Genomic DNA, 26,691 nt, shown 5'->3' with positions numbered 1-26,691 from the left:
TCAGTAGAGGTCGCCCGACGGGTCGAGCCTGCGTCGGAGGCGTGCGGAGCCGATCGTACCTTTCGGCAGGCAGACGCGGCAGGGGCAAGGCGTGGTGCCGTGGGCGTCAGGCTGATAGCGCCAGCCGATCGCCTGGCGCAGCGGTCGGACCCGGACGATCTCGTCGCTGCGGACCTTGCGGGGCACGACGACCTCGTAGCCCCTCGTGTCGGCGAGCCGCATGAGCATGGCCACGGCCCTGCCCACGGTCGTCTCGGCCAGTGGGCGAGCATAATGCCCGAACCAGGCCGGCTCGTCGGAGTGGAGGCGGAAATCGACGGCCACCAGGGTCCTCTGCCCTCGCCGCTTCAACTCCCGGAGCCACTGGTGCGTGGCGAGGAAGTCGGGCCGCGCCGGCAAGCAGAAGACGCCCTCGGGCGTGCCGCGGCCCACCGTGCCGGGCCGGATCCCGCCACGGCGGATCGCCTGGGAGACCTTCTCGGGGGCGAGGTGGACGAGGATCGGCATCGCTTCACTCGTACGAGGACGGTCACCGAGCCGGTTGATCGACACGCCCGATAGAGGCATGCCGCACCGCATCGGTTCACTCGGCCCCTACGAGGAGTTCGGTGAGGCCTTCCTGACAGGGAACCGGAGGCGCGATTCGGATCGAATTCATGGAGGTTTGCGAGAAATTTTGGTTTCGTTGTGAAGGAGATTCTCGCGAGTTGCGGGGTAAGGACGGGAGGAGGGAACCGGCGATGACGACCGACGTCAACCAGGCCACCGAGCGACTGATCGGCCGAGCGGGCGACGGCGACGAGGCCGCCAGGCGCGAGCTGCTCGAGCGCTATCGCGACAACCTGCGGCGGATGGTCGCGGCGCGGCTCGATCGGCGGTTGGCCTCGCGGGTCGACCCTTCGGATGTCGTCCAGGAGACCTTGGCCGACGCGGCCCGCAGGATGGACGACTATCTCCGCGATCGCCCGCTCCCGTTCTTAGGTTGGCTGCGGCAACTCGCGGGCGAGCGCGTCATCGACGCCCACAGACGCCATGTCGTCTCGCAACGGCGGAGCATCATGCGAGAGAGCCGGTCGCCGGAGTTTTCCGACGAGTCGGTCGCGACGCTCGGCCGCACCCTCTTGGCCAACGACACCAGCCCGAGCAACCGCCTGTTGCGGCAGGAACGGCTCGACGAGGTCATGGCGGCCCTCGAGGCCCTCTCGCCCAGGGACCGCGAGGTGCTGGTGATGCGACACCTTGAACAACTCGGGACGGCCGAGATCGCCGAAGCCCTCGGGATCTCGGAAGGGGCCGTCGAGTCGCGGCTCCTCCGAGCTTTGATCCGCCTCCGAGGCCGATTGGAGGTCCGACCATGACCGACCCCGGCGACGTGGACCCGGCCCTGGCCGCCCTGGCCGAACAGATCACCCGCCGGCTCGAGTCGGGCGACTCTGTCGACGTCGAGGAGTACGCCCGGCGCTATCCGTCCTGGGCCGGGTCGATCCGAGGCTTCTTCCCGACCTTGCGCCAGCTCGTCGCGCTCGGCCAATCGGCCTCGAGGGGTCGAAATTCGCTCCGAAGTCCCGAGGATCGGGATCCCCGGTCCTCTCCCCCGGGGCTGTGAGATTTCCACTGGATCGCCCCCCCTCCCCCTCGATATCCCCGGCCTCGATCCTCCATTCGACGTTTGTTCTTTGAAACCCGGGCGCCAAGCCATGATATGTGCAATACGATTTCATCATTTCAAAAGATTTGTCTTCCCCGCCCTGCTCGCGGTCATGTCGACCGCCATTTTCGGCTGCGGGGATGAGTCGAGCCGGCAGGCCGGGACGATCGAGCTGCCGTCGCGGGGGCCGACCCGTCCCGACGTCAAGAAACCGGCCAAGGCCAAAGGCAAGGCCAGGGCCAAGGGGGCCGTCCAGGCCAGGAATCCATGAGTGTTTGTCCCGAAGCCTGTTTTTTTCTTAAAAAACGGGTTTCTGTGGGTGTATACCTCGACGTACCGCGAGGGGTTTTCGGCGTCGAGTGGGGCAGAAGCCCGTCTATTCAGAAGAAATCGGGTTTCAGGTCAGACGCTGGGTCCCCTGGCCTGAATCAAGGCTCGGCACCCTCCCGAACCTCCCCGTCTTCGATCGGTTCCTCCATCATCGTCCATTCTCGAGGAGTTGCGCAATGATTCGTCCCTCGACACGCGGCCGGCTTGGCCGAGGTTTCACGCTGATCGAGCTGTTGGTGGTGATCGCGATCATCGCCGTGTTGATCGCCCTGCTCTTGCCCGCCGTGCAGGCGGCCCGCGAGGCGGCCCGACGCGCCCAGTGCGTCAACAACCTCAAGCAGCTCGGGCTCGCCACGGCGAATTATGAGTCGTCGACCGGCGTGTATCCGCCGTCCAACCTGTACACGATGCAGGGTTCGTCGCAGTTCGGGCCGTCCGAGTTCGTGCACATGACGCCGTTCCTCGAACAGTCGGTTGTGTATAACACGATTAATTTCCAGTTTAGCTATGCCTGTCCGGCGAATTCGACGGTGGGTGCCGTGAGCCTGTCGATGCTCCTCTGCCCCAGCGACCCGACGTCGAGCACCAAGGCACAGATCACCGCCGACTCCTACGGCCTGAGCGCGAGCGTGACGCTGTCGCAGGGCTACACCCATTATTTCGGCAACGGCGGCCCCTGGAACGCCAACGGATTCAAGGTCGTCGGCGGCTTCGGCGCCGACCCGACCCTCTCGCAGTACCAGCTCGGGGTGATCGTCGACCAGGGCAATATCACCATCGCGTCGGTGACCGACGGGACGAGCAACACGCTGATGTTCTCCGAGAACGGCCACGGCTATTTCACCGCCCCCAACGTCAACTATTATCACTGGTGGAACGACGGCGACCCGAGCGTCGGGGTCTTCGAGACGCGATTCCCGCCCAACATGCAGAAGAAGTACGCCGGGATGCCCACGTCTTGGATCCTCTGCAACCCGAAGAGTTTCCACCCGGGGGGGATCAACGCGTCGTTTTGTGATGGCTCTGTGCGGTTCATCAAGGATACGATCGATTCCTGGACGATCGCCTCGCCCGCGAGCAACGGCCTCCCGGTCGGCGCCACGGCGGAAAACTATTCCTCCGTGGGGCCTGGGGATTATGGGTTCTCGCTCGCGACCGTGTCCAAGGTGGGCGTCTGGCAGAAGCTCTCGACCCGGAACGGGGGCGAGGTCGTCAGCGCCGACCAGTATTGATTTCCCCAACACGGCCGGCCGTCGGAACTCCCCGGCGACCGGCCACGACCCTCGGCCACAGACAGGATGGTGTCGCCATGATCTCGAGATTCCGCCACCCCGCCGGCCTGGCCCTCGTCGCATGCCTGGCCCTCACGTCCCTCGCCCTGGGTGAAGACCGGCCGGCCGAGGCCATCCTCGCGGACTACGACGCCGTCGAGGAGCCGAGGTTCGACCCCGACATGAAGAACGACCCGAAGGCCATCCGGGAATTCCGCCGTGAGAAGATCAAGGCCGACGCCCGCAAGGCGGAACTGGCCTTGGAACTCTTCCGCGCCCATCCCGATCATGACCGGGTACTCAAGGTCATGCTCCCGCGCTGGATCGAACGGATGATGGGCCCCGAAACCGCGGGAGAGACGATTACCGAGATCGAACAGGCACTCCCCAGGATCAAGGATCCGGAGCAGGCGCGCGAGGCCTCGTACCTACAGGCCATCGCCACGATCCGCAAGAACGAGAAGACCCCCGAGGCCGCCTTGCCGGTCGTCGACGCCTTCATCCAGAAGGACCCCAAGGATCGCCGCGGGGCGCTGCTGCTGAACGGCCTCGCCATGCAGGTCGAGGACGCGACCCTCAAGGTCAAGCTCCTCAAGCGCCTGACCGCCGAGTTCCCCGACGATCGCGTCACCAAGAGTGCGGAAAGCAGCCTCCGCGTGCTGGACAGCGTGGGCAAGCCGTTCGAGTTGTCGTTCACCGAGGCGATCACGGGGACGAAGGTGTCGATGGAAGGGCTGAAAGGGAAAGTGGTCGTGGTGGACTTCTGGGCGACGTGGTGCGGCCCGTGCGTGGCCGAGATGCCCAAGATGAAGGAGCTCTACGCCAAGTACCGCGACAAGGGCGTCGAGTTCATCGGCGTCAGCCTCGACCAGCCCAAAGAAGACGGCGGCCTGGATCGGCTGAAGGAGTTCGTGTCGAAGAACGAGATCCCCTGGCCGCAGTATTACCAGGGGAATGGCTGGGACAGCGAGTTCTCGAAGTCGTGGGGGATCGGCGGGATCCCGTGCGTGTTCCTGATCGACGCCGAGGGGAAGCTGGCGTCGACCGAGGCTCGGGGGAAGCTCGAGGAGATGATTCCCGAGTACCTCAAGAAGGCTGGGGGGGGGCACTGAGGGGGATTTTTTGGCCACGGATGGAACACGGACAAGATAGCGGAAGAAAATCGATCGACATATGGTAAAGATGAACGCGGATTAAAAACTGGAAATTTCGGTTTTAAGAAAACTGCGTTCATCCGTGTCATCTGTTGATCGATTCCTTATTTCTTCACGCTATCCGTTGATCGATTCTGTGTTCTATCGAAAGAGTTCGGTGGAGAAGTAGCGTTCCATCCGGTCGGGGAAGACGGTGACGATGTGGGCATCGGGGGCGAGGCGTCCGGCGGCGGAGAGTGCGGCACGGAAGTTGAGGCCGGAGCTCGGGCCGACGGGGAAGCCTTTGCGCATGAGGCGTCGGGCGAGCTCCAGGGCCTCGTCGTCGGAGACGTCGATCTCGACCAGGGACGCGGGCCGGTGTTCGGCGTAGATCGCCGAGAGGCCTTCGACCACGCCGGGGATTCGCCCGCTGAATGAACAGCACTCGGCCCCATCGAACACGGCGCCGCTGACGGGCCGGGCCGCGAAGGGGGCGACGGTGCAGCCGAAGTCGGCGAACCCCTGACAGAGCCCGACGAGGGTCCCGCCGGTCCCCACCCCGCTGACGACCGCGTCGACGCAGCCCCCGGGGATCTGTCCGATGATCTCCTGGGCGGTCTGGTGCCGGTGGGCGCCGGGGTTATCCGGGTTGGAGAACTGTCGGGGGAGGAAGCCTCCACGCTCGGCGGCCTCGCGCTCGGCGCCGAGCAGTGCGCCTCGGATCCCCCCTTCTCGGGGGGTGAAGACGACCTCGCCGCCGTACGACTCGATGATCAGCCGACGTTCCAGGCTGACCCCTTCGGGCATCACCGCGACGAAGTGGAGCCCCATCTGCGCCGAGGCCAGGGCCATCGCGATGCTCGTCGAGCCGCTCGACGCCTCGACGACCGTCGTCCCCGGCCGGATCTCGCCCCGGCGCAGGGCCTTGCTCAGGATGTAGTTGGCGATCCGGTCCTTCGTCGAGCCGCTGGGGTTCAGGAACTCGAGCTTGCACCAGATCGTCGGGCCCGAGCCCTCGAGCCGCACCGGGACCAACGGCGTCGGCGTCGTCCGGTCGAGATACCGGTTCGTCTCGGGGAGTCTCACCATCATGCCCACGACCCGCCCCTTCATGATTATCGCGAGGAATCGCGGATAAGATAGTGAAAAAGAATAGATAATCAGCAGATGACGTAATTTGGCCAACCAATGGAAGAGAGACAATCGACAGGTGACACAGGCGATCGCAGATTATTTAAAGCATAATGCTATTTGGATTTGCATGGCCATGTTGATCGGCGTGGTTGAACTCGTGGAGCCGAGGCAAACAATCAACAGACGGTTCAGATGAACGCATAATGCCAATTTAGAAAGATTCCCATCTACGTTCATCTGCGTCATCTGTTGATCGATTCTTTTCCTCTCCCCGTCTTATCCGTGTTCCATCCGTGGCTAAAATGTCCCTCTCCTCAATTCGTCAGTGGCTCGCCTCACCCTTCTTGAGGTACTCGGGAATCATCTCCTCGAGTTTCCCCCGGGCGTCGACCGACGCCAGCTTTCCCTCGGCGTCGATCAGGAACACGCACGGGATCCCGCTGATCCCCCACGACTTCGAGAACTCGCTGTCCCAGCCGTTCCCCTGGTAGTATTGCGGCCAGGGGATCTCGTTCTTCGACACGAAGTTTTTCAACTTGTCCAGCCCTCCCATCTCTTTGGGCTGGTCGAGGCTGACGCCGATGAACTCGACGCCCTTGTCGTGGTACTTGGCGTAGAGCTCTTTCATCTTGGGCATCTCGGCCACGCACGGGCCGCACCACGTCGCCCAGAAGTCGAGGACGACCACCTTCCCTTTGAGTCCTTCCATCGACACCTTCGTCCCCGTGATCGCCTCGGTGAACGACAGCTCGAACGGCTTGCCGACGGCTTCGAGCCTGCGGCGGTCGCCGCGGATCATGTCGGTGAATTGCGCCTCGGGGTAGTCCTTGAGGATGCGATCCTCGAGGGCGGTTCTCTTGTCCTTGTCCTTGATCTGTTGGGAGACGATGTAGAGGAGTTGGGGGCTCCGCTCGTCCTTGGGCGCGAGCTTGACGAAGGACTCGATAGCGGCCATCGCCTCGTCGGGTGCGTCGGAGAGCTTGGCGCGGAGGACGCCGACCGTCTTGACGAAGGTCCCCTCGACCTTGAGTCCTTCTTCCTTGAGTTGGGCCGTAACCTCGTCGATCTCCTTGCCGAGTGCATCGGCCTTGTCCGGGTCGGCCATCAGGCTGTTCCAACGCTCGGGCAGGAGCTTGGCGAGCTTGTCATGGTGGGGCTGGGTGCGGTAGAGCTCGAGGATCAGGTTGGCCTTCTTGTCCTCGGCCTCCTTGCGTGCCTTGAAGAACTTGAGGACCGCTTCTTGGGTGCGTCCCTCGGGCTGCTGGGGGACCTTGATCGCCTGGATCTCGTCGACGATCTGGTCGGCCGAACGGTCGGCGGCGGCCACGGACAGGGCGAATCCGCCCGCGAGTCCGAGGGCAAGGCAGGCACGCAACATTCGCTTCTTCATCGTCGCTCCTCTAACGTCGAGTTTCTGCGTATAACGAGAAACATCTCTCCATAGATCAATCGCTTGCCCGACACGCGTCGGGCTCGGGCCCTCGTCAATATCCCAGGGTCGTGTCGCGGGCCCCCGCTGTCAAGGAAGCGCTCTCGCATGTCCGTTGAACATGCATGGAGGCCACGCGCTAAAGGGCGATCGCGCGTCGGCGGGGCGTTCGGGCGGAGGTGGGGATGTTGGGCGGGGCTTTCGGGGCCGTGCGGTCGCCGACGGATCAGCCCGGCGCGGGGCGGGGCTTGCGGGGCCCTTCGAGGAAGCGGGGATCGTGCACGACGAGCTCGAGGAACGCCTGTGTCACGATCGGGTCGAGGTGCGTGCCGGCGAGGGCCCGGATGTGCTCGAGGACGGTCTCGGCGGGCCAGCCTTTGCGGTAAGGGCGGTCGAAGCGGAGCGCGTCCCAGATGTCGACGATGGCGAAGATCCGGGCGGCCAGCGGGATCTGCTCCCCCGCGAGCCCGTGGGGGTAGCCGGTGCCGTCCCACTTCTCGTGGTGGCAGTAGGGGATGTCGAGGCAAGGGCCGAGGAAGGCGATCGGTGAAAGCATCTCGAATGCGTAGGAAGGATGTCGGCGGATCACCTCCTGTTCCCGATCGTCGAGCGGCCCGGGCTTCAGGAGGATCGCGTCGGGGACCCCCATCTTGCCGATGTCATGCAGCAGGGCCCCTCGGCGGATGTGGACGAGCTCGGGCCCGCTGATGCCCATCGCGCGGGCGAGCCGGACGGTCAGCTCGGTGACGCGTTGCGTGTGGCCCTCGGTCTCGCTGTCGCGGAGCTCCAACGCGCGCGACCAGCCCTCGATCGTCGCGTCGTAGGCCAGCGTCAGCTCGATGTTGGAGTCCTGGAGGTTCTCGAACAGCAACGCGTTGTCGATCGCGACGGCGACCTGACCGGCGAGGGTCTCGAGGAACTCCGACCACTCGGGCTCGGGCACGATCGGGGCGCGATGGAAGATCTCGAGCACCCCCTTGATCTGCCCCTTGGCCGAGAGCGGGACGGCCGAATAGGCCAGGAACCCTTCCCCCTCCAGGAGCGAGACGCGGCGGTCCGGCCCCCCCTGCCGGTGCAGGTCGGGGATGTGGATCGCGCGACGCTGGAGCGCGGCCCGGCCCGCCCAGTCTTCGCCCAAGCGGACGCTCGAGCCCGTGATCTCGTCGGTCCGGAACCCTCGCGAGGTGGCGTAGTCGAGGGTCTGGGTCGAGGGGTCGAACAGCAGGACGGCGGCCGCATCGACCCGGAGCTGCGCGAGGACCTGGTCGAGCACGATCTCCAGGGTGGGACGGAGGTCGAGCGTCGAGGTAATCGCCGTGTCGATCCTGCGCAAGGCGGCGATGCGATCGAGCCGATGCTCGAGGTGGGCGTTCAGCCGGCGGATCTCTTCCTCGGACCGGATCCGCTCGGTGACGTCGCGGCCTGCGACATAGATCGCGCCATCCTCGAGCACGGGGACCGCCGTCCAGGAGATCCAGCGATACGAGCCGTCCTTGTGGCGACAGCGGCACTCGAAGCCGTTGATCGAGGAGCCGAGGGCCAATTCTCCGAGCTTGGCGGCGGCCGCGGTACGGTCTTCGGGCTGCACCAGGCCGAGGAATCCCGAGGAGACGATCTCCTCGGATCGGAAGCCGAGCGACCGCTCGAACGACGGGTTGAATCGGCGCATCTGGCCGTCGAACCCGATGACTCCGATCAGCTCGAGCGAGATCGAGAAGAACCGCTCGCGTTCTTGCTCGGCCCGCCTCCGCTCGGTGATGTCGTGATGGGTGACGACCGCCCGTCGAGGGCCTGGGCCCGCGAACGGGGTCGCCCTCGCGAAGAACCAGCGGCGTCGCCCGTCGGGGTGGTGGCAGGCGTATTCGATCGTGAAGTGTTCGTCCCGGCCCGACAGGATCGTGCGGATCCCCGCGGCGAACGCGGCCGTTTCCTCGGTGCCCGGCCCCTCGGCGCGGTCGCAGACCTCGAGGTAGTTGGCCCCCTCCGCGAGGTGCGTGCTCGACCCCATGTTGGCCGCCGCGAAGTCACGCCAGGCCCGATTCACCGCGACGATGACCCCCGACTCGTCCACGACCGCGATGTGCGGGACGAGCGAGTCGAACAGGGAACGGGCGAATTGCTCCGATTCCTGGACCGTCTCTGCGGAGGTGTTCGACTCCACAATCGGTCGAGGTCCCACGTCCTCGGGACGTTGGGCGGCATCAGGATCCATTCCCCAACCCATATTCCGCCCATCGAGGCTGGTTCGACCACCGCCCGGCCGGGTCGCCCCTGTCCTCACGAGGAGAAGTTCGCCCGGAATGTCTTTCGTCGTGGACATCGCCCACCGATGACGCAAAGGGGTGGGCGTACCCACCGGATTTGGAAAAGGTGCCGATCCCGCTTTTACGGTCGACGGCGCCAACGGATGGCATAAATCTCAAAAATCGGGGTCGAAATAAAGAAAGGCTGCGATTTCCCTACCTAAATGTAAGTCGGTTTTTCCATCGGCGGTACGACCAGTAATCTTTCTGTGACAAAAATTTTCCGAGAATTTTTGAAGAATCGATGATCAGGCTAGTCGTTGTGGATCTGGCGGAGGCGAGGCGAGAGGCGGAGGATCCACTGGGCCCGCTCGAATTCGGCGAGCCACTCGGCGGTGACCCCGGCCAGGACGTCATCATCAGGCGCGACCAGCCCGGTCGGACAAGCCGGCCCGAGTTGCTCGGCGGCGAGCCGACGGTACGTCGAGAGGGTTCGTTCGCCGTACCGGGCAACCTCGAACCCGTCTTCACTCAAGAAGACCACCACCGGGACCCGTTGCCCACCATTGATCGCGAGGGCGTCTCGAACCTCCGCCTCCGCGTCCCGATCGAGGAAGCGGAGCTCGATGGCCGGCGAGGCCCGCGCGAAGTGGTCGAATGCGGGACATTGATTGATGCAATCGCCACACCAGGCACCGGCCAGGCAGAGGACCGGCATCCGGCGGACGTATTCCGCAAGCCCGGCGGTCTGCTCGGATGTCAGCGCGAAGCGCCCGTGCATGGCGTCCCAACGCGTTCGCTGAGGCGGAGTTGCGTAACGGTCGAGGAAGCTTTCGTAAGGCAGGGCTGCGGCGAAGATTCTCGACCAATCCATCACGCGTTCCTCTCTCGACCGACCGGAAAAGCTTCGCTGACCCCTACCAGACGTATGGATTGTCGCATGACTTGCGGTCAAAGCCAACCCAAGCTGCCGAGGGCGGCCAAGTGTTTACAAGGATCTTCACGAGGCGTGTCGGCGACGTGATAAGTCCACTCGGCGCAGTCGCATTGGGTCGAGCCGTCTTCGAGTCGGCAGGCGTAGTAGGGGCCGTCGTCGAGGGGAGGGTGGAGCCGAGTGAGCCGCCACTGGACGGGGGCCAGGACGGTCCCGATGACGCGCTCGGCGCGATAGGTCTGCCCGGCGATGGGGATGAGGATGACGCGAGGAGGGCCGTCGGCGACCTCGCCCAGCGTGAGGACGGTGAGCGGAGACTCGCCCAGGGCGGCCTCCAGGGCCGAGCCGCCATACTCGGCGCGGAGCCGGTCCCACGAACGCATGGCCTCGTGCAGGGCGTTCCGGAAGTGCCAGGCGGTAGGGTGGAAGGCGCCCAGGATGACTTCGGCGGCCTCGAGGTCGGCGGCGGCGACGTCGAGGATCATCCGGCCCCGCTGGGCCAGCTCGACGACGCGTCGGGCCGGATCCGATGGGTCGCGGTTCCGCAGGAGTAAGTTCGGTTTCTTCGGCCTGGGGGCGGGCATCGCCGATCCGGTACGGAGCGATCGGGGCAAGGAGCCGCCCGGGTCACCTCGGGCCTTGGCTGAGGGGCCGGGTCGGGACGAGATCCCAAAGGAGAGGACGGTCAGCCCCCTCCTCGCCCCTCGTCCTTATCCTCAACGTCGGCGGCCAGGTGGACGTAGAACGGCTCGATCGCTTCGACCCGATAGACTCGTCCCGAGACCGAGACCCGATCTCCCGACATCCAGTCATCCGACCGCCTCGGGCCGCCGAGCAAGCAGACCTCACGGACCGAAGGTTCGGCCACGCGCCTCGGCCGCACCGTCCTCGTCAAGATGGACATCGCCGCTCCCCTCCGTGCCTTCCTCAGATGGGTGCATTTCCGGGGTCGCCATGCTCCAACGTCCGGCTGAACCCTTGGGCTCGGCCCGGGCGGGCACATGGAAAGGTTGGGAAGGTTGCCCCTGTCCCAACCTTCACGAGTGTACTGAATGCCAGAAGGCGGGACAAGGGGATGGCGAAAGACGAGGGAGGCTCAAGGAGCGAGTTCGGTCCTGTCACACGCGTCGGCTGTGTGACGTGGCTTCTAAGTCATTCGGGTAGCACCGGTTGGCACAACCGGTGTCGCGTAGCGACAAGAGGTCGTAGGCAAGTCATCGAGATCGAAGATGATCGCCAGACATGGACTTACGCCTCGTCCCTGCCCGCCAGATCGATCCGTGCACCGCATCGCTGGCTAGGATGATGTCATGGGTGTTGTGCCTCTTGTCGCTACGCGACACCGGTTGTGCCAACCGATGCTACCCTTAACCGGCTATCTCCAGCACCGATTTTGCACCTTAGCCGACGAGGGATGTGGAGTGCGCGAGGGATCAGTGCGGTTAACGTTCGAGTGGCTTCTCTTTCTATACGACCCCGAAGCACAATCGAGTGAACTCTCTTCGATATCTTGCGAAGAGGTTCACTCGCTTGCGCTCGGGCATCGTCAAGAGCCGGTCGGGGGCACCGCGTGAAGAGTGCGACCCGAGGTGCGGCCGAACTATAGGCTGTCCGGCCACTTCTTCTTCATGGCCTCGAAGCCGCCGGGGTTGTCGGCGATGACGTGGATGTGGCAGCCGAGCATCTCGTCGGTGCTCTGGCTCCCGAACATGACTCGGCGCGGGGGATGGCTCGGGTTGGCCGGGTTCTGGTCGGAGTTGTCGTAGTAGGCGACGACGTCGAGCTTCGTCCCCTTGGGCAGCGCGATGGGTTGTTCGAAGTGGTACTGCCCTTGCCAGTTGAAGTCCCACTCCTTGATCCACAAGAGGCGCTTGACGGTGCCGTCCGGCAGGGTTGCCGCCAGCTTGATCTCCTTCATGAGGAAGTGGCCGTGGGGGAGCACCGAATAGGCGTGGACGTCGGTCGGCAGCGTGGTGCGCAAGGCGATCCGGTGGTGGCTCTCGCCGGGGGGGATGTCGATCTTGGAGGTGCTCATCGGGACGCTCGTCATGTATCGTTCGGGGGGCGTCTTGCGGAAGTGCAGGCCGACGCTCGACCGGTCGGTCTCGGGCTTCCCGGTCGGGTGGTAGTGGATCAGGACGAGGAGGTCGGAGCCCTTCTTGATGACCTGGCCGACCCCTTCGGGTGGGAACCTCGCGATCACGCCGGGGAGCCACTGGCCGATGGTCGGCTTCTGGATGTCGGCACCTCCGAAGCTTGGGAAGCCCGGGAGCGCGTCGCCGGCGTCTCGCCCGCGCGACTGCGGGGTCTCGTCGACATAGACGCGGCTGTGGTGGACGACTCGGCGATTGCCCGGCCGGAAGACGACTGCTGAGATTGGCTGGTCGTGGTCGAGCGGGACGGGGAGGACGAAGGCGCGATAGACGTCGCCCCCGCCGGCGGGGATCGTGAACGGCTCGGGCAAGCTCAGGACGAGGTCGGGCTCGCCGAGGTCCCAGCCTTCCTTGGGGAAGGCCACGGGAGGCGGGAGGTCGGCCGGATTCCCTTCCTTCGCGCCGGTCTCGGCCCACTGCTTGAGCGTCTCGATCTCGCGGCGGTTGAGCCAGGTCTCGTCGAGGAACTCGCCGAACCCGCGCGCCGCACGCCAGGGGGGCATCCGCCGGGAGGCGACGACCTCGTGGAGGAAGTCCGCCCGCTTGGCCGCGTCGCGGTGGGTCAGGAGCGAGAACGGACCGACCTCGCCCGGCCGGTGGCAGTTCTGGCAGCGCTTCTGGAGGATCGGGGCGACGTGCTTCGTATAAGTGATCTCCTCACCCTTGGCGACGATCGGCCGGGGACTCGGCAAGGGGCAGCCGAACGCCTTGGCCTCGGCGATCGCGGGCGTCTTGCCCGCCAGAGCCGATGCGAGGGCATCCTCCAACTCGCGAGTCCTGGGCGTGTCCCGGCGCTTGCCGTCGGGCGAGTGGCGGTCGTCGATCCGGCCGTGGTAGAGGATCGTGCCGCCGGGATCGAGGACGACCGCCTCGGGCGTCACCCGGACGCCGACGTCGCCGGTCAACTCCTGGTTCGGATCCAATAGTGCGGGGAAGGCGAGCCCGAACTCGGCCGAGTGCTTCGCGGCCGACTCGGGCGTGACGTCGGGGTCGGGGTAGACGCCGAAGAACCCGACCCCTCGGACGCGGTAGGCCTCGGCGATCCGGCGCATCTCCGGGGCGTAGCCGTTGGAGACGGGGCACTCGGTCCCCACGACGTAGAGCACGACCGCCTTGTAGGCCCGCCAGTCGCTGAGCGAGTGGGCCTTGCCGGCGGCGTCTTGGAGCGTGAAGTCGTCAATGCGCTGGGCTTCGGTCAGGGAGTCCAGGTCGAGCCGGGAGGACTTCTTCCAGTACAGGCCGACGGCCAACGCCGCGACGAGTCCTCCCAGCGCGAGCGTGACGACGAGCCCCCGGCGCGGGCGCTTAGCCTGGCTTTGGGTGGTCTCTGGGGTCGTCGAGGCCGTCTTGTGGTTCTCGAGTCGCCAGCGGCCGAGCCGCCGCAGCCCCCTACCCTGCCCTGACTCGGTCTGCGGACGCTCCATCATCTCGAATCCTTTCGGGCCGACAAAGATTCCCAGTCATCAGCGATGATCACTTCTTGAGGACGCCGTGGTCGGGGGCCGGGCCTCCGTCGGTCTGTGCGTTCGGGGTGCCGGCGATCTGGGTCGGAGGCTCGGCCTCGTCCATCAGTTGGGCGATCGGCTGGCCGATCGAGGCGCAGAGCTTCGCCGCACCGGCGGAGTTCAGGTGGTCGTCGTCGCGGAAGTCGCCGTCGAGGAAGCGGGGGTCCTGGATCATGTCGATGTATGCGACCCGACCCCCGAGCCCGGGATCGTCGCGGATCTGTGCCCAGGCCTTTGTGCAGAACTCCTCCCAGCGCGCGGGGCGATAGGCCGCGTAGCTCCGGTGGAACGGGGTGCGGAGCAGGACCACGCGGATCCCTTTCGCATCGAGCGCGCGGACGATCCGCCCGAGGCTGGCGCAATTGGCCTCGAACTCCGAGTCCTTGAAGACGCGAGCGTGGTGGTCGAGCCTCACCGAGATCCCCTTCGGCGGCACCGCGTACCGCTCGTCTGAAGGAAGATGCCCGGCCACGGCGCGCGAGGCTCGCAGCCCGAGCGCGGTGAAGACCAGGTCTGGTGAGAGCCGGTCCGTCGAATGGAGGAACGACCGCAGCCCGGAGACGACGCCCGACGACGACCCAGGACCTCGGGGAACCTCCGACGGCGAGAGCCCCCAGTCGGTCAACTGGGCCGACTGGCCCAGGCCTCCTGCGGCCGTGTTCAGCAGCGGGTTCGTGTCGAAGGCGACGACCGCGACTCGGAGCCCCGTCAACCGGTCCAGATGCTTGCGCAAAATCGCCTCGAGGATCTGGTAGTTGAAGCCGCTGCCCGAGATCGTCATCGCCTTGAACGGGAATGCGTCCGGGCGGATCCCCGAGTAGAAGTGCGAGTTCCCCACGAACAGCACGCGGGTCTCCGCCGAGAGCTCCCGACGGGCTTCGGTGATGAAATTCACCCGAGCCTGGGTGGCGACCCGCATCGTTGCGACTCGCGCGGCCACGAAGGTCGCGGTCAGCGTCACCAGCACCGCCAAGTGCCAGAGGCGCTCGCGGAGCGGCAGCCGAGCGTAGCGCGCCAGGGCGTCAAAATTGAAAATAGAGGAACTCATAGCTCTCCTGCGCCGAGAAGGCGACGAGCATCGCGACCGCCGCGGCGTAACAGGCCAATCGGAGCGGCCTCGGCCAGACTTTGACGACGTCCATCCGCCCCGAACGCTCCTCGGCCCACTCGAGCGCCAGCAGCGGCGCGGCCAGGCAGGCGATCACGAGCAGGCCGGCGGCATCACCGGCCCTCGACGGGGCGAACAGGTTCGTCAGCAAGGTCGGCACGTCCGCCAGGCGACGGACCGCGAAGAGGATCCACCCAAGGCAAGTCACCTGGAAGAAGGCCAGGACGAGGGCCACCCTGACGATCGGCGCGGAGGTTTCGGCCGGGGTCTTCTCCGAGCCCTTGCTGATGTGATAAACCACCAGGAGGATGCCGTGGAAGAGGCCCCAGGCCACGAAGTTCCACGAGGCGCCGTGCCAGATGCCCCCCAGGAGCATCGTGATCATCAGGTTGCGGTACATGGCCGCGCGGCCGTGCCGGTTGCCGCCGAGCGGGATATAGAGGTTGTCGCGGAGCCAGCCCGAGAGGCTGACGTGCCACCGCCTCCAGAAGTCGCTCGGGTTGGTGGCGAAATACGGGTGACGGAAGTTCCGCATGAGCTCGAAGCCCATGAGCGCGGCCGTCCCTCGCGCGATGTCCGAATACCCGGAGAAATCACCGTAGATCTGGAACGCGAACGCGTAGATCCCGACCAGGACCCCGACCCCCGTCGCCGTCCCCGGCGAGTCGAACACCGGCCCCGCCAGCGTCGCCATGTTGTCCGCCAGCACCATCTTCTTGAACAGGCCGAGCAGGATCAGCCAGAGCCCCTCGCGGACCATCGCCCCTCGGATCTCGCGCCGCCCCTCAACTTGCGGCAGCAAGTCCTCCGCCCGCTCGATCGGCCCGGCAATCAACTGAGGAAAGAATGCGATGAAGAGCGCGAAGTCGAAGAAGTCCACACAAGGGCGGAGCTTCCCCCGGTACACGGCCATCGTGTAGTTGATCGACTGGAACGTGTAGAACGACACCCCGACCGGCAACGCCACCGAGATGATCCTCGGGTCGACGCCGATCCCCATCGACATCAGCAGCGTATGGAGGCTTTCTGTGAAAAAGTTGAAATATTTGAAAACAAATAGGATTCCCAGATTCGATGCCAGACTCACTCGCATGAGCGTCTTGCGCAGGCCCGGCCGATCGCCCGCCGCCCCCATCCCCCGGCCGCAGGCGTAGTCGATGACGGTCGACGTGAGGATCAGGAGGAGGAACCGGCGATCCCAGCAGCCGTAGAAATAGTAGCTCGCGACGAGCAACAGGCGGTTCTGCCAGCGCTTGTCGAGGATCAGGTAGAGGGCGTAGACGGCGGCGAAAAAATAGAGAAACTTAAAGGAATTGAAGAGCATGGGGATGGTACCTGGACGAGAGAGCCGGGCCGCCTCCCTCCAGACGGCGAGGAACCCCACCCCTGCCGGAGCGGCTCCCTCCTTCGGCTCGGGGCGGTCGCCGATCGCCTGGATGTTTACGGTCGGCTCGAATTCGCCGGGAATACAATCGAATCCCGGAAATCCGTCAAGCCCGGATCGGTCCCCGCCCGGTCCGGCCGGTCCGGATCCGCTCGACCGGAGCATGAGATTGACGTGTTCCAGGTCCCTATAGCGGGTCGCACGGGGTTTGCACGCATGACGCGGCTACCTGGAACAGTTTCTTGCAAGTCCGAAGTGCCAGCGAGTGAAACTCCTCGCACGAAATCGTGGAAGATTCACTCGCTGGTGCCTTGGGCTCGTATCGAGAGGATGCCACTCGAGCTTCGTTACGTCATGGACGTTCCGACGAGCACGATAGTCTGGACTGTGGACCTGGCGTCTTGCGTGCTGGGACCCTGGGGCCGTGGTCGACCGCCGAAGCGGCCGACGCGAGAGTTTGCCCGCACCGTCGCCTCGCTCGCGGCGGATCTGCGACCCGAGGTTTCGAGATGCCTCCAAGTCCGCGAAGGGGCAACGGGGCCGTTGGTTTTCGAGTTCGCAGCGGTCCGGGTCTGGGCAGTGCGCCATCACAAGCCGGGGCCGCCAACCAGCTGGGTGTTGATCCGTCGCTCGCTCGGGGAGTCGCCGGAGTGGAAGTATTACGTCAGCAACGGGACGGCAGGGACGCCCTTGACGATGTTGGCCCTGGTGGCATGCAGTCGGTTTCGGGTGGAGGAGTTCTTCGAGGAGGCCAAGAGTTATCTGGGGATGGTGCAGTACGAGGCGCGGACGTGGATCGGCTGGCATCATCACATGACTCTGGCAGGCCTCGCCCATCTGTTAGTGAACCTGGCGAGGAAGGCTCTCAAAAAAGTTACCGGAGTTGAAACTGGATCGGACGGTCCGTCTCTTGAAGGCCGCCTCTGAGGAGCCGGTCTTAGCGTTTCCTTGAGCGACGTTGGTGGTGGTCTATCACGTTCGTCGGAACAAAAAATAAACAACTATATATGCATAAGTGTGGGAAAGAATGCCACAAGAGTCTCGTTTTCCTGCGGCTGCAGAACTAGCGGTTGACGCGATAATTCTTTGGTGCCATGGAGGGTACGGATGATGACGAGCTATTTTGATGGGTTCGCATGAGGGCGTGGTCGCTGTCTGCGGCCGGAGTGACGCTACTCGCGCAGTCTGAAGCCTCTGGCCTTCGAGATCGTTCGTCTCGCGTCCCTTACGGTTGAATGGATGTATCATGATAGTTCGACACCCTTCGACCAAAGCCTAAATCAAGGATCGCGCGATGATGTGCCGTCTACTCCCAAATCGGATGTCTTGATAGAAGTCGAGGCTTCGGCGGGCCATCACGCAGTGGTCGAACTCCGCCTCGGCTCTGGCCCTCGCCCCGAGAACCAATCGGTCGCGCAGACCCGGCTCCTCGAGGAGACGGCGGGCCGCCCACGCCAGGGCCGCCGGATCGTCCACGGGGGTCGTGAGGCCCGTCTCTTCGTGACGACTGACCCAAGTCACGCCGCTGTGGGGGATCTCGGCGTTGAGCACCGGACATCCGGACGCCATCGCCTCGACCTGCACCAGCCCGAACGATTCGCTGCGGGCGTTAGATGGAAACCACAGCGCGTCGGCCGCCAGGTAGTAGGGGACGATTTTCGCGTTGGGCATTGCGCCTAAGAAACGTATGCGGTTGTCGACGCCCAAGCGTCGGGCTTCTGAGTGGAGCCGGGACTCTTCGGGGCCATCGCCGATCACCAGAAGCGTTCCCGCAACGAACTTCAGAGCGCGGACGGCGTTCATCAGCCCTTTGTAGTAGACTAGGCGACCACAGGCCAGCCAGATCGGGCTTGGGTGGCGGACCTTGATCCGCTCAGCCTCGAACTGATCGTCGGGCGAGGGGGTGCGATAGGGCGACAGATCGATGCCGTGGGGCAGTATTCGAAGCCGGTCGGTGTAGGATCGTAGGAAGCTCGAACCGGCGGGATAGGTCGGGCTTGTGACCAGGACGAGTTGAGCCCGCCGGTAAGCGAGCCGCTCGATCGGCCGGAAGAGTGGACCCAAGACCTTCTGCCGGACGAGGTCGCTATGGTGGGTGACGACGATCGGGGCGGCGGGTCGAGCCGCCACTAGGGCTAGAATCATCGTCGGATTGGGGGTGTGCAGGTGAAAGATGTCAGCCTCGACCTTCCTCAGGCGAGGCACGAGACCAGGGCAGACGTCCAATTTGGCGACGGAGGCCGCCCGGCCTGCTCGAGCGACGCCGACCGGGCCGTCCCATTCCTCAATGGCGCGCCGACCTTTATGGTCGACGCACAGGACATTCACGGTCGCGCCGAGGTCAGCCTGGGCGCGGGCCAAGGTGCGGACGTGTGACTCGATCCCGCCCGGAGCGGGAGGGTAATATTTGCCAAGGTGGCAGACGCGGATCGACGTTATGTCGATGGCCGATTTTTTAGGTTGTGATAGGTTCATGTTATGTTTTGGTGGCAGCGATTCTCAATACACGAGGCGATAATATAAATTCTTGGCGATCTCCCATCGATAGATGGTCGTCCCGAGGTCGCTCTTGTACCAGTCCTCTTCGCCGAACTCGGGGTCTCGGCTGGCAGCGACGCGGACGTCGACGCCCGCTTCACGGAGAACCTTCCGGAATGTCCAGCCAGCCCGCCGGGTATGGTAGGCGGTCGTTACGACGATGATCCTCCGGATTGGACGGGACCGCACGTATTCGCGTATCCTGAGTGCCTCATCGTAGGTGCTTTCGACCGGTCCTCCGGGGAGGATGTGGATCGCGACCTCCGGAACGCCTTCCTGGATCAACGCATGGCGATGAAGACTGCCTTCGGACGAGACCGCCTCCGTCGAACCTAGGAGCACGACCGGAGCTAACCCCCGCAAGTAAAGATCGGCAGCTCGGGCCGGACGGTCGAGCGGACCGCCCAGTAGGAGGACGATCGCGTCCGCCTCGACGAGCGGATCCTCCAAGCGGCACGACCAGGCGATCCAGGTCAAAACCGTCTCCGAGGTCAGCCCTAAGTAGAGCAGGTCGACCGTCAGCCATAGGCCGAGGGCTGCCGCCAATCGACGTCGCGAGAAAGGCCTCCACGGCGCACCTGCGTCGACCTTAGGGGATCGTTTCAGGAATTTCATCTTGCGTTGCCTCTTTCCGGATATTCGTCATTCTTTGGTTCTCAACTAATGACGCTGAAGCCGGTGGACTTTGGGGGCTGGGAACCAGATCCCTTGATGCGGAAGGGTGTACGAAATCCGTCCCTCCCTTATCAATCGCAAGCTGCACAGGCTCAAGGCTATAAAGCCGAGAAACCAGGATGATTAATCAATTGTTTAATTCACTGTTCATGTTGGATTTCCCGATTTAATGACCCCGGCAATCTATCGTTTGGCGTTGCAAACGCTGATGTAACTCTCTCTCTCCGGATCCGAAAATCCAGCCTTGACAACCCGCGATTCCTTAGGCTTTGTCCGGAAACGCACCCTGAAACGGCGCGACCGACGCTTCGCTGGGCCCATCGATCCCGTCGCGTCGCAGGACACACGCGACGGTGAGCGCCAGTATCTTGAGGTCGAGCATTAGAGACCATTTTTCCACGTACCACAGGTCGAGGCGGAACTTCTCATCCCATCCGATGGCGTTCCGCCCGTGGACCTGGGCCCATCCCGTGACGCCCGGCCGTACGTCGTGGCGCTTTATGAAATCTCGGGTGCATAAACGGAGACGGTCGGCCGTTTGAGGGCGGGGTCCTACGAGGCTCAGGTCGCCTTGCACGACGTTCCACAACTGCGGAAGTTCGTCGAGGCTTGTCCGTCGCAGAATCCGGCCCAGACGCGTCGAACGTTCGGCGTCGGGCAGTGGGGAACCGTCCGGCCGGCAGGTTTCGCGCATTGTGCGAAACTTGTAGATCGTGAACGGCCGGCCGAGGTACCCCGAGCGGACCTGACGGAATAGCACGGGGCGTCCCAGGGCGGCGGCGACCGCCAATCCCACGACCATGAGCACGGGGGTCAGGGCGACGAGACCGACCGCCGCCGCCGCGAAATCGAACGTCCGCTTGAAACCCGAACATACGGAAGGATGGGACCGGCCGAGGTCGATCACGTCGAAATCCGACATATCGTGCTTCATCATAATTTGTGAGTTGCAATAACGAAATTTAATCAGTGCAACGATCGAATCGAACGTCATGCGGACGATTCAAGGCAAAGTCCTCGGGCGTCTCTGATGCGAGAGCCATTCGTACAAATCCGGCAGGACGTACGCTCGCTCGCCAGCGTTGTGATTTACGTCGGCATACTCGGTGAACCTCGGGCTTCCGCCCGAATCCTTCATCGCGGCCGTCATGCGTCGCGGTCCCTCCACCGGGAAGACGCCGTCGTAGCGGTCATGGAAGCACCAACACGGGATATGGGCGACTTCGGCGGCGCGTCCTGGGTCGCACGATCCGGCCACAGGAACAATCGCCGCCCAAAGGTCCGGCCGCCGCGCCGCCATATCCCATGCGCCGGTCCCGCCGTTCGACAGCCCGGTCAACGAAATCCGGTCCGGATCCACCCGATACTCGCTCTGGACGAAATCGAGAAGCTCCAACGCCTTCCGGGCGTCCGCACCGTCCGGATCCCAACCGCCGCTACGTCCCTGCGGGCAGAGAACGAGGAAGTCGAGCCTGCGGTACTTCAGCGTGAACGGCAGGCCCACCTCGACGTACCTGCGATCCGTCGCGGTCCCTCGATCGCCGTAGCCGTGCAGGAACACGACCAGCGGGTAAGGGTGGTCTCCTCGGTATCCCTCCGGCACGTACAACGCGTAATTGACCTCTTCGCCCTGTGAGTCAACGAACTGCCGATATAGAAGCCCGCGTTCGTCTCGCCCGGCTCCTACCGACATTTTTGGTTCGGGCAGGCGTAGGCCGAATCTCCGCCCCTGGCGGACCATATCCTGTCGAAACCGAGCCGTCCGGTCCGGCCTAGCGAAGCGTCGACAGGCTGCGTCGAAGCCGTCACCGACAGCGATGATGGACAGGGCCGCGGCGATGCTCCTGGCCCAAAAGGAACAAGACCGAGCGTTTCGGCGGAATCCGACGGCGGCGACGATTGCGAACGGGGTCGCCATGAGCATGGCCGGGGCGGGGGGAAGCCATGGCGATGAAGACGCTGCCAATGCCGACAGGCCGAGCGTGGGGATCCACGGCTCGATTTCCTCAGGTGAGGCGACGCGTCGAAAGCTGCGTTCGACGATTGCCGCGAGACTGACGAGGATCGCGGCCCACACGCCCACCGGAAACTCCCCCGCAGCCGTCGCTCCCGGCCGAGCGCCAGCGTCCACCGGCCATCCCCGCCGCTCCTCCTCGTCCCGAGGCTGCGGATTTCCCTCGTACCACCGTCGATTGATCCCCGCCAGGTATGCTCTTGGCAATGGAAGCGGGATCCTGTCGACCCACGATGTGATCGGCCTTATCGCAGGGCCGTCCGATCGCGATCCGCCTGCGATCGCGTAGACCACGTTGACGATCGACACGGCGACGACGAAGGCGGCCGCTCCGTGCAGCAAGCGGATGCGTACAGACGCGGTTCGCCCGGATCCGTCCCGCTCTTGCAGGAAGGCCGTCGGGATCCATAGGGCCGGAATCGCCAGCCAGGTGAAATCGGAGAGCAGACCCAAGCCCGACGCGACCCCGACCAGCAGGGCCAGTTCCCACGAAGGAGCGCGTCGATAGGCAACGAAGGCGAAGGTCGCCGCGAACCCGGCGACTGTGACGGGGAATTCGGACGTTGCGAGTTGTTCGTACGCCAGGACGTTCGGAACGACCGCCCACAGGGCGACACCGATGGCGGCCGCGGCGGCCCCGTAAAGCCTATGCGCCCATGCCAGAACGATCCCGGCGCCAAGCAGCCACCACAGGAAGTTCGTCGTCCGCGCCAGCAGGACGAGGTCGAACGTTCTCGGGAGATTGAGGCGGGCGAACCTCCCCGCCGAGTATAGTTCCCGCTCTCGGACATCGGCCGGGCCGGCCTCCCCACGCAGGATCGGCGGCTCGTACGCCGCGCCGAGAGCCGCCAAAGGCGCGGCTGCAACCAGTCGGGACAGTGGCGGAACGTCGCAGGCCGTCCCGAAGTCGCCGACCACCCACGCGAGGACTCCAGCCTCGATTCCACGGGCCTCGTCGTTGGTCGTCAATCGGTTCGTACCCGCCAGGAAGACGAGCGTCGCCAGGTTGAAGAAAGCTGCTACGACCGCTACGCTGGCGAGCAGGCGCTTCCGCGTCATGAAGCTCATAGGATCCGATTCCTCTTCTCCTCTTGCGCGGTTCACTCAATAAGCGTCGCTCCCGACAACTTCGCCGCCTGATCTGCTGCCAACGGCCGCGTAGACCGTCGGCGCGATGGATTCCTTGACGAACCGCACGGACCCGTCGCAGAACAGGAAATTGGCTCCGCCGGGGTGTCCGCTCTTGAACCCTGTCGCTGCGTTGCTGAATCGGCAGCCGAGGTTCATGATGCCGAAGAACGGCGGATCGCCGGCGCAATCGGCCCCCTTGGTGGGGTGGTTGATCGGGATCGTCGTCCCCGCCGTCGCCCCGTTGCACTCCCAGAGATTGTTGTCGGCCCGCTCCGCTGATAAGCCCTCGCCGACCAGTATCGTCGCTGACGTTCCGTCCGAGATACTGGCGAGCCGGACGGTCTGGCCCGTCCGCACGTCGAAGATGCCTCGGAGCCGTCCCCCTTGGTCCCGCCCGAGGCTGACGTCGCAACCGAATGTTGTCCCCCAATAGCCCGGCCAGCCGATCCGCGTTCGGTCCGGCCGGCCGTCCTCTCCGCACGGCGTCTCCCACGGGCTTGATCCATTCAGCGTCAACATAGCGTAGTTGTCCCCGAAGCTGCCGAGATAGCTCGCCACGGGCGTCGATCTCAGCGGCGTGCCCGTCACTGGGTCGATTGGTGGCGGGGCGATCGCATACTGGCCGTTGAACGTGTCGGCGGTCTGCGAGGGGCGGAACCCACCGTCGTGTCCGACGTCCGATGGGCAAAGAAAGGCCCCCACCGTCGTCCGCCAGACCGTCGCGCCGGCCGCGCGATCCGGCCCGATATCGCTGAGGGGCACGCTAAAGTTGATCGCGTTGGCCAGCGGAGCCTGATCGAGGTGCGTTAGGATCTGAGCCCGCCAGCACAATCCGCTGGCGTATCCCTTACCATCCACGTTCGTCCACCCGTCCATCGCCGAAGCCTTGCCGGCCGTCCGGACGATCCCCCCCGGCGGTAGTATTCCATTGGCGGATTCATAGTTCGCTAGCGCCAAACCGATCTGTTTGAGGTTATTCAAGCATTGGGCGCGCCTCGCCGTCGCGCGGGCCGATTGTACGGCTGGGAGCAGAAGGGCGATTAGGATGCCAATGATTGTGATGACTACGAGCAGTTCGATCAGTGTGAACCCAGAGCGATGGACTCGAGGTTGGCGATTACGCATGACATAGTCCTCCAAAGAACCGTGGAAACGCCCCAAACCGGCCATTCATTGCAAACGATTGATTGCGACCCGAACATATTAACTATTCTGAAATTCTTTGGCATGCTGAAAAGGCGGAAATGCCAACCGCCGAGCCGTGAAACGAGGTAGATCGACCAACGATCTCGATGTTACTCTAGTTGTGTCGGAGAATGGAAAGGGGCCGTGCGACTTCTTGCCCAAAAAAGAAGCAGCAGTTCCATGACGGTGTGAAAATCATTCACTGTCCTTTGGACGGGTCAAAACACTGCGCCTTAAACCAAATTCTTCAGGACTTGCCGTGGCGGGAAATGTTGATCGGTTATAGAAAACTGCTATGTAGAGATAAACTAAGAAAACAACTTGAACCCTTTGATTGAATTTATTTTCAAAATATCAGAAAATTCATTTGTGCTCATTAATTGTATATAACTGAAAAAACAATTATCGGCATGGTTTAATGTTGTAGTTCTGGGATCTAAAATCCCTCGCCTTCAGGCGACCACTTCCAGTACGTTGCGTCAGATATGGCGTTCACCGAGGGACTTGGTCGACCTTGCTCTGCCGAGAATCATGGCTCGTGGTCCGGTGGTTGTGACGAACGATGCCGGAGCAGAAGAGCGTTGCGTTGGATCGCTTCGAAGTCGGGCTTTCAGCCGACTGTCGAACCCACCGCCTTCCAGGCGGTGGTTGTTCAGTTGAACTCGACGAGTCTGTGTTCCTTGCTGCATCCCTTGAGTTCGATCCATCGGACTAATTCGCCTTCTTTTCTTGGCGTCAAATGAGTGTCCCGTGGCCCCGATCGTTGTGTTTTTTTCTTTGGAGTCGGCTTGAGGGGTTTCGAGGTCAATTCTTTCGTCATCCCATCTGGGGTGGACACGGCATAGTAGCCAGGGGCGATATTAGAGAGCCGGAAGTTTCCGTCGCCATCTGTCTGCGTCATGAATTTACCCGTGTCGCCGGTCCATAGGAGGATGACATCTCCGAGGGGGCGATTCTCGGCGACGGCCTTGCCTTCCACGGTGATTGCTTCCGCCTGCTGTCGCGTCACAGCTAGGACGATTAGCGAGAGGCATGCCATCCCAAAGAGATGGAGGGGTGGCATGCTTAGGGCTGACCATATCTTGGCCCTTCCTTGGGCGAGGGATAGCCCGGCGACAGCGGCGATGTCGAAAAGGAAGACGGACCAAGGAGTTGGCGATAGGGGACCGAAGCAGCCACACGTGCATTTGCCATCGAGAGCCTGGAAGAGGCTTGAGGCCGCGAGGCCGATGAAGACGGCCGAGGCCCAGATGCGGGTTCTCTCCGGATTAAGGCCGCTGAGCATCCACAAACCGCCGAGGATCTCGGCATCGGAGAAGACCAGAAGAAGGAGCGTTGAGGTGCTCTCATCATTGGTTTCGAAGGCGAGTTGGTAGCCCTTGAGAGTCCCGGCCGCGATAAAGACCAGGCCGAGGCACGATGGGACGAGCCAGGAGGGCACCCCTCCTTGTGGGGGCAGTTCCTGTCTTCCACTGGTGTTTCTGGTTTGGGATGATTTCGGGGTACCCATTCAATTGGCCCCCGGTTCGATCGTTGCGCGGCCGTTGCAAGTGGCCAGGGTGTGGAGGATGTTAGGGGTGATTGTGTCTTTGATCGGGTGGATAGACCCATCGACTATCAGGAATTCAGTCAGGCCGGAGTGGCGGCTCCCGACGACTTCCGGAGTCGGGTTGTTGCGATCGTGTCTAGACCCAGTGACGGTTACAAGCACCTGTATGCCCCCTCGCGCGTTGCCGAGGTTCCCCTCCCAGGCGTTTTGGACGTCGAAGTTGCTATGTTTGCCGAGGTCGAGCGAGTTGCTGGCTTTATCCGTAATGTCCTTGGGAGGGTTGACTTGTTCATGCAGAAGAGACCGTTGCCGTTGTGCTGACTCGAGTCGTCGGTCCCTGCGTTGGCCGCATAGCTTGTCGTCCGGACCTCGGCCGGTCCAGCGACGACCTGGGACGTCACTATAAGCGGCCCAGTATTGCGGTCGCTCGAGCAGATATATAACACCAGCGAGGTCGACCTCACAGTCGAGTTTGCCGAGGAATCGATCGGTACCTTGGATGCTCGAGACATTGTAAGTGGCGTCTTGATCGGCCTGAGGGAGGATGCCAGGCGCCCAGGACCACTCCGGCGCTGCCCCTCCTGGGGGATTGAGCAGGGCGATATAGCTGATGGGGAATGCGTCGAGGGCCGTGGCGTAATTATTGATGGCTAAGTCGTGTTGCCTGAGTTTGTTCTGGCGCCCGGCGCGGCGAGACGCTTTGCGAGCCGCCTCCACGGCAGGGAGTGTGAGGTTGGCGAATGCCTCGATGATTGCGATTACGGCGAGAAAATCAATTAATGTAAATCTCTTGCTAGGATTGATTGCACGCCTTTCGGAAATCATCGCGACTCCTTGAGAGTTCTGTGCCGGATCAGATTTATGTGAGCGAATTGGCTTAATGAACGATTTCGCCTCGGATTTGATAGGCCGACTGGTATGGGGGGGAGGTCGACGTTTAGAATAGCAGGGCTATCGCCGGAGTCCAAATAAAAAAATCAGACACGTGTCGCGTTTCGCCTGGCTTTGATTGCGACTCGTATTCCATCTCGGACATATTTCACGGAATGACCTCAGCGTCTCGTTTTCGCTCGGAGCGTCATAATTCGACCGTTTGGTTAGTTGAGCCCCATTCGGTATGCTGGATCGCATCACACGCTTATTGCGCCCTTTAACATGACTGCTCCGAACGACTTGCTACACGCTTGAAACGCGTGCGAGTGAATCTCACTCTAATAATGGCGAGGGATCCACACGTTGGCGCTTCAGGCCTTTCCCGGTGAGATGCGCGATCCGAGTAGTAACCGCTCCAGCCTTCGGCTTGGGGATCGCGTTGCCCTGACTGTCT

General features: G+C 63.4%; 23 protein-coding genes. 6 read left to right on the top strand and 17 right to left on the bottom strand.

The window, feature by feature from the left end; translation table 11 throughout:
* Nucleotides 1-507 carry a hypothetical protein gene (locus ACYOEI_RS22010; protein ID WP_462851723.1) on the bottom strand — a complete coding sequence of 169 codons (507 nt, stop codon included), beginning with the start codon at nt 505-507 and terminating at the stop codon, nt 1-3.
* Between the two features lie 233 nt (nt 508-740).
* Between ACYOEI_RS22010 and ACYOEI_RS22005 the strand changes: the two genes are divergently transcribed.
* From ACYOEI_RS22005 to ACYOEI_RS21985, 5 genes are all read left to right on the top strand, one after another.
* Nucleotides 741-1,358, top strand: a complete 618-nt coding sequence (locus ACYOEI_RS22005; protein ID WP_462851722.1) for a sigma-70 family RNA polymerase sigma factor — start codon at nt 741-743, stop codon at nt 1,356-1,358.
* Nucleotides 1,355-1,606 carry a hypothetical protein gene (locus ACYOEI_RS22000; protein WP_462851721.1) on the top strand — a complete coding sequence of 84 codons (252 nt, stop codon included), beginning with the start codon at nt 1,355-1,357 and terminating at the stop codon, nt 1,604-1,606. The genes ACYOEI_RS22005 and ACYOEI_RS22000 overlap by 4 nt, the downstream gene beginning before the upstream one ends.
* Before the next feature lie 154 nt (nt 1,607-1,760).
* Nucleotides 1,761-1,919, top strand: coding sequence for a hypothetical protein (locus tag ACYOEI_RS21995; RefSeq protein WP_462851720.1), 159 nt, complete (start codon nt 1,761-1,763; stop codon nt 1,917-1,919).
* 235 nt (nt 1,920-2,154) lie between these two features.
* Complete coding sequence (locus tag ACYOEI_RS21990; RefSeq protein WP_462851719.1) at nt 2,155-3,210, top strand: DUF1559 domain-containing protein; 1,056 nt, start codon at nt 2,155-2,157, stop codon at nt 3,208-3,210.
* Between the two features lie 77 nt (nt 3,211-3,287).
* The gene (locus ACYOEI_RS21985; protein ID WP_462851718.1) at nt 3,288-4,361 is read left to right on the top strand and encodes a TlpA family protein disulfide reductase; all 1,074 of its coding nucleotides are present in this window, start codon (nt 3,288-3,290) and stop codon (nt 4,359-4,361) included.
* A gap of 183 nt (nt 4,362-4,544) precedes the next feature.
* On the opposite strand, the gene ACYOEI_RS21980 is transcribed toward ACYOEI_RS21985, so the two are convergent.
* From ACYOEI_RS21980 to ACYOEI_RS21940, 9 genes are all read right to left on the bottom strand, one after another.
* Nucleotides 4,545-5,471, bottom strand: a complete 927-nt coding sequence (locus tag ACYOEI_RS21980; protein ID WP_462851773.1) for a PLP-dependent cysteine synthase family protein — start codon at nt 5,469-5,471, stop codon at nt 4,545-4,547.
* Between the two features lie 367 nt (nt 5,472-5,838).
* Nucleotides 5,839-6,906 (bottom strand): TlpA family protein disulfide reductase, encoded by a 1,068-nt coding sequence (locus ACYOEI_RS21975; RefSeq protein ID WP_462851717.1) that lies wholly within the window; start codon nt 6,904-6,906, stop codon nt 5,839-5,841.
* Between the two features lie 265 nt (nt 6,907-7,171).
* A complete protein-coding gene (locus tag ACYOEI_RS21970) occupies nt 7,172-9,157 on the bottom strand; it encodes an HD domain-containing phosphohydrolase (protein WP_462851716.1) in 1,986 nt (661 codons plus the stop codon).
* A gap of 344 nt (nt 9,158-9,501) precedes the next feature.
* Nucleotides 9,502-10,062: a thioredoxin family protein gene (locus tag ACYOEI_RS21965; RefSeq protein ID WP_462851715.1), complete on the bottom strand. Its 561-nt coding sequence runs from the start codon at nt 10,060-10,062 to the stop codon at nt 9,502-9,504.
* A gap of 77 nt (nt 10,063-10,139) precedes the next feature.
* Nucleotides 10,140-10,706 carry a hypothetical protein gene (locus ACYOEI_RS21960; protein ID WP_462851714.1) on the bottom strand — a complete coding sequence of 189 codons (567 nt, stop codon included), beginning with the start codon at nt 10,704-10,706 and terminating at the stop codon, nt 10,140-10,142.
* A gap of 101 nt (nt 10,707-10,807) precedes the next feature.
* On the bottom strand, nt 10,808-11,026 hold the full coding sequence (locus ACYOEI_RS21955; protein WP_462851713.1) for a hypothetical protein: 219 nt from the start codon (nt 11,024-11,026) through the stop codon (nt 10,808-10,810).
* Nucleotides 11,027-11,722: 696 nt separating this feature from the next.
* Nucleotides 11,723-13,702, bottom strand: coding sequence for a redoxin domain-containing protein (locus ACYOEI_RS21950; protein ID WP_462851712.1), 1,980 nt, complete (start codon nt 13,700-13,702; stop codon nt 11,723-11,725).
* A 46-nt stretch (nt 13,703-13,748) separates the two neighbouring features.
* Entirely contained in the window at nt 13,749-14,828 is a 1,080-nt protein-coding gene (locus tag ACYOEI_RS21945; RefSeq protein ID WP_462851711.1) for an SGNH/GDSL hydrolase family protein, read from the bottom strand.
* Complete coding sequence (locus ACYOEI_RS21940; protein ID WP_462851710.1) at nt 14,803-16,212, bottom strand: MBOAT family O-acyltransferase; 1,410 nt, start codon at nt 16,210-16,212, stop codon at nt 14,803-14,805. Before ACYOEI_RS21940 ends, ACYOEI_RS21945 begins: the two co-directional genes overlap by 26 nt.
* Before the next feature lie 603 nt (nt 16,213-16,815).
* Between ACYOEI_RS21940 and ACYOEI_RS21935 the strand changes: the two genes are divergently transcribed.
* Nucleotides 16,816-17,199 (top strand): hypothetical protein, encoded by a 384-nt coding sequence (locus ACYOEI_RS21935; protein ID WP_462851709.1) that lies wholly within the window; start codon nt 16,816-16,818, stop codon nt 17,197-17,199.
* Nucleotides 17,200-17,547: 348 nt separating this feature from the next.
* Here ACYOEI_RS21935 and ACYOEI_RS21930 read toward each other — a convergent pair whose 3' ends face one another.
* From ACYOEI_RS21930 to ACYOEI_RS21900, 7 genes are all read right to left on the bottom strand, one after another.
* A complete protein-coding gene (locus ACYOEI_RS21930; protein WP_462851708.1) occupies nt 17,548-18,747 on the bottom strand; it encodes a glycosyltransferase in 1,200 nt (399 codons plus the stop codon).
* A gap of 24 nt (nt 18,748-18,771) precedes the next feature.
* A complete protein-coding gene (locus ACYOEI_RS21925) occupies nt 18,772-19,425 on the bottom strand; it encodes a YdcF family protein (protein WP_462851707.1) in 654 nt (217 codons plus the stop codon).
* A gap of 322 nt (nt 19,426-19,747) precedes the next feature.
* Nucleotides 19,748-20,407 carry a sugar transferase gene (locus tag ACYOEI_RS21920; protein WP_462851706.1) on the bottom strand — a complete coding sequence of 220 codons (660 nt, stop codon included), beginning with the start codon at nt 20,405-20,407 and terminating at the stop codon, nt 19,748-19,750.
* 81 nt (nt 20,408-20,488) lie between these two features.
* Nucleotides 20,489-22,567, bottom strand: coding sequence for an alpha/beta hydrolase-fold protein (locus ACYOEI_RS21915; RefSeq protein WP_462851705.1), 2,079 nt, complete (start codon nt 22,565-22,567; stop codon nt 20,489-20,491).
* Nucleotides 22,568-22,603: 36 nt separating this feature from the next.
* Nucleotides 22,604-23,755, bottom strand: coding sequence for a DUF1559 family PulG-like putative transporter (locus ACYOEI_RS21910; protein WP_462851704.1), 1,152 nt, complete (start codon nt 23,753-23,755; stop codon nt 22,604-22,606).
* A 712-nt stretch (nt 23,756-24,467) separates the two neighbouring features.
* On the bottom strand, nt 24,468-25,256 hold the full coding sequence (locus tag ACYOEI_RS21905; RefSeq protein WP_462851703.1) for a carboxypeptidase-like regulatory domain-containing protein: 789 nt from the start codon (nt 25,254-25,256) through the stop codon (nt 24,468-24,470).
* Nucleotides 25,257-25,325: 69 nt separating this feature from the next.
* Nucleotides 25,326-26,189 carry a DUF1559 family PulG-like putative transporter gene (locus ACYOEI_RS21900; RefSeq protein WP_462851702.1) on the bottom strand — a complete coding sequence of 288 codons (864 nt, stop codon included), beginning with the start codon at nt 26,187-26,189 and terminating at the stop codon, nt 25,326-25,328.
* Nucleotides 26,190-26,691: the final 502 nt, after the last annotated feature.

The organism is Singulisphaera rosea (assembly GCF_054877945.1).
Note: the sequence above shows the minus strand (reverse complement) of the source record. Positions and strands in the feature narration are given on the sequence as shown.